This window comes from Mesorhizobium sp. M7A.F.Ca.US.005.03.2.1 (assembly GCF_003997795.1).
Classification (GTDB): domain Bacteria; phylum Pseudomonadota; class Alphaproteobacteria; order Rhizobiales; family Rhizobiaceae; genus Mesorhizobium; species Mesorhizobium ciceri.
Window position 1 is genome coordinate 1 of sequence record NZ_RZRP01000736.1, and the last position, 3,179, is coordinate 3,179.

Annotated in this window: 3 protein-coding genes; all 3 read left to right on the forward strand. The window is 63.8% G+C overall.

Features of this window, described 5'->3' with window-relative positions:
- The coding region (locus tag EN991_RS29310; RefSeq protein ID WP_164769448.1) for a sugar ABC transporter substrate-binding protein at window positions 1–1,197 on the forward strand (1,197 nt) is incomplete at its 5' end.
- A 274-nt stretch (window positions 1,198–1,471) separates the two neighbouring features.
- Window positions 1,472–2,395, forward strand: coding sequence for a sugar ABC transporter permease (locus EN991_RS29315; protein WP_024503911.1), 924 nt, complete (start codon window positions 1,472–1,474; stop codon window positions 2,393–2,395).
- Window positions 2,395–3,179, forward strand: a 785-nt coding sequence (locus tag EN991_RS29320; protein ID WP_164769449.1) for a carbohydrate ABC transporter permease, incomplete at its 3' end; no start/stop codon positions are given. The genes EN991_RS29315 and EN991_RS29320, both read left to right, overlap by 1 nt.

The window sequence follows — 3,179 nt, forward strand, 5'->3', positions numbered from 1 at the left end:
GGTCTCGGCACTGCCGCCGCCGAGACGGCCAACATATGGGTGCGCGCCGACGGTTCGAATTTCATGCCGAGGATCGTCGATGCCTACAACAAGGCGCACACCAACCAGGTCAAGCTCGATATCATCCCCAATGCCGAGATCATCCCCAAATACGGTGCCGCGGCCGCCGGCGGCACAGCGCCCGACGCGCTGTCGCTCGACCTGATCTACACGCCCTCCTTCGCCGCAGCCGGCCAATTGGAGGACATCACCGACTGGGCAAAGTCCCTGCCCTATTTTGCCAGCCTGTCGCCGGCGCATGTTAAGACCGGCACCTACAAAGACCACATTTACGGCCTGCCCTTCTCCGCCGACGCCTCGGTGCTGATCTGGAACAAGAAGCTGTTCAAGCAGGCCGGCCTCGATCCCGAAAAAGGCCCGGCCAACTGGGCCGAGATCGCGGCCGATGCCGAGAAGGTCAACGCGCTCGGCGGCAACATCAAGGGCTTCTACTTCTCGGGCAATTGCGGCGGCTGCAACATCTTCACCTTCACGCCCCTGATCTGGGCGTCTGGTGGCGACATCCTGAGCGAAGACGGCTCGAAGGCGACGCTGGACAGCCCGCAGCTGCGCGGCGCCATCGATCTCTACCGCTCGATGGTCAAGAAGGATCTGGTACCGGCAGGCGCACAGACCGACACCGGCGCCAATTTCTTTGCCGCCTTCGCCGCCGGCAATATCGGCATCTCGCCGTCCGGCGCCTTTGCCATCGGCGCGCTCAACACCCAGTATCCCGACATCGATTACGGCGTCACCTTCCTGCCGGGCAAGGACAGCGGCTGGTCGTCCTTTGCGGGCGGCGACAATTTCGTCGTCACCAAGGGCACCACGAAACTGCCCGTGGTGAAGGAGTTCCTCGATTTCGCCTATTCGCTCGAGGGCCAGACCATCCTTGCCAAATACGGAAGCCTGCCGGTGCGCGGCGACATCGCCAAGGACGCGTTGAAGGATCTCGATCCGCGCTACCAGATCGCCGCCGAAGCCATGGCCAAGGGCAAGACGCCCTATTCGGTGGTGTTCAACGACCTGATCAACTCCGCCAACGGCCCGTGGACGCAGATGATCAACGAGGTCTTCTTCGGCGACGATGTCGATGGCGCGATAGCCAATGCGCAGGAAACGATGCAGTCGATCATCGACCAGGCGCCGCAGAAGTAGCGGACGCCTGCCGGCCGCCCGCCTGTCTCCCTGGGCGGGTGGCCGGATACCGCATCGCCAACGGCAGGGCTATCGCGTTGAGAAAAGACCCCCTCATCCGGCCGCTTCGCGGCCACCTTCTCCCCGCTGGGGAGAAGAGGCTGGCACCATCCCCGGCAACCTCCTCTCCCCTCGGGGAGAGGTCGGATTGCCCCGAATTGCTCTCTTCAATTGGGTTGGCAATCCGGGTGAGGGGGTTCTTTGCCAATGTCCCAATAGCATCGAGCGCGCAGTCATGACCGTCATCACCGCAGCAACCCCTGCCCCGCCCCGCGCCCGCAAGGTCGCCAGCCGCCACCAATGGATCGGCCTGCTCTATGTCGCGCCGGCTGTCGCGCTGGTCGTCGTCTTTTTCCTGATCCCGCTCGGCATGACGGCGTGGATGTCGCTGCACAACTGGCCCCTGATGGGCGAGCACAGCTTTATCGGCCTCGGCAACTATGTCGCCATCCTGCGCGACACCCGGTTCTGGAACGCGCTGCGCTTCACCGCCTACTACACCGTGATCGTCACCATCGCGATCTTCGTGGTGGCGTTTCCGCTGGCACTGTTCGTCGAGCGGCCGCGGCCGCTGACCAATCTTTACCGGACGATGTTCTTCATGCCGGCGGTTGTCGGCTTTGCCTCGGCCAGCCTGCTCTGGTCATGGCTGTTGAACGTCGATTCCGGCCTGTTCAGCCCGGCCGCCTACGACCTTGGCCTGATCGACAGGAAGTTCAACCTTTTGGCCACCTTCCAGCCGGCCTTCTGGTCGATCATCGCCATGGTCGTCTGGAAGGTCGCCGGCTTCACCATGATCATTCTGATGGCCGGCCTGCAATCGATCCCGCAGGATCTGCAGGAGGCGGCCGTCATCGACGGCGCCGGTCCGTTCGCCAGGTTCAGGGCGATCACTTTGCCGCTGATGCGCCGCACGCTGGCGCTGGCCCTGATCCTGTCGGTCGCCGGCTCGATCCTCGCCTTCGACCAGTTCTACATCATCCTGCGCGGCGGCCCACGCAACCAGACGCTGACGGCGGTCTACTGGATCTTCAACCAGTCCTTCGTGTCGTTCAAGCTCGGCTACGGCGCGGCTTTGTCGATGGTGCTGCTGGTGATCCTGGTGGCGCTCAGCCTCGTCCAGCTGTGGCTGCTGCGCAAGCCGGAGGGGCTCGACTGATGGCGCAGGCCGCTTCCCGCAACCGCCGGCTCTTGAGCCGCATCGGCGAGCATTCGACCGGCATCGTCGCCTCGGTGCTGTTTGCCGCGCCGATCGTGTGGGCGGTGCTGTCGGCGTTCAAGCCAGCGACCGAAGCGCGCCTGCCGCCGCTGCCGCCCTGGCCGACATCAGGCTTCTCGCTGGAGAACTACGCCACGCTCAACAGCTTCGGCGACGGGCTGTGGGTCTCGGCGCAAAACAGCATCTACGTCTCGGTGATGACCGTCGTGCTGTCGGTCGCCGTCAGCGTGCTGGCCGGCTACGGCTTTTCGCGGTTCCGGTTTCCGTTCAAGGACCTGTTCTTCATCCTCATCCTGTCGACGATCATGATCCCGTTCCAGTCGATCCTGACGCCGATCTTCCTGGTGCTGACCAAGCTTGGCCTGCACAACACGCTGACCGGCCTGGTCGGCGTTTATGTGACGCTGCAACTGCCGTTTTCGATCTTCATGATGCGCAACGCCTTCGACGCAGTGCCGCGCGAGATCGAGGAAGCCGCCCGCATGGACGGCGCCGGCAATCTCACCATGCTTTGGAAGGTGATGCTGCCGCTGGTCTGGCCGGGCGTCGTCACCATCGCCCTGTTTGCCTTCCTCGGCGCCTGGAACGAATTCCTCGCCGCCCTCGTGCTGATGACCGATCAATCCAAATTCACGCTGCCCGTGATGATGACCGCACTGCAGTCGGGCCGCTTCGGCGCCATCGACTGGGGCGCGGTGCAGGCGGGCGTCACCGTGATGATGGA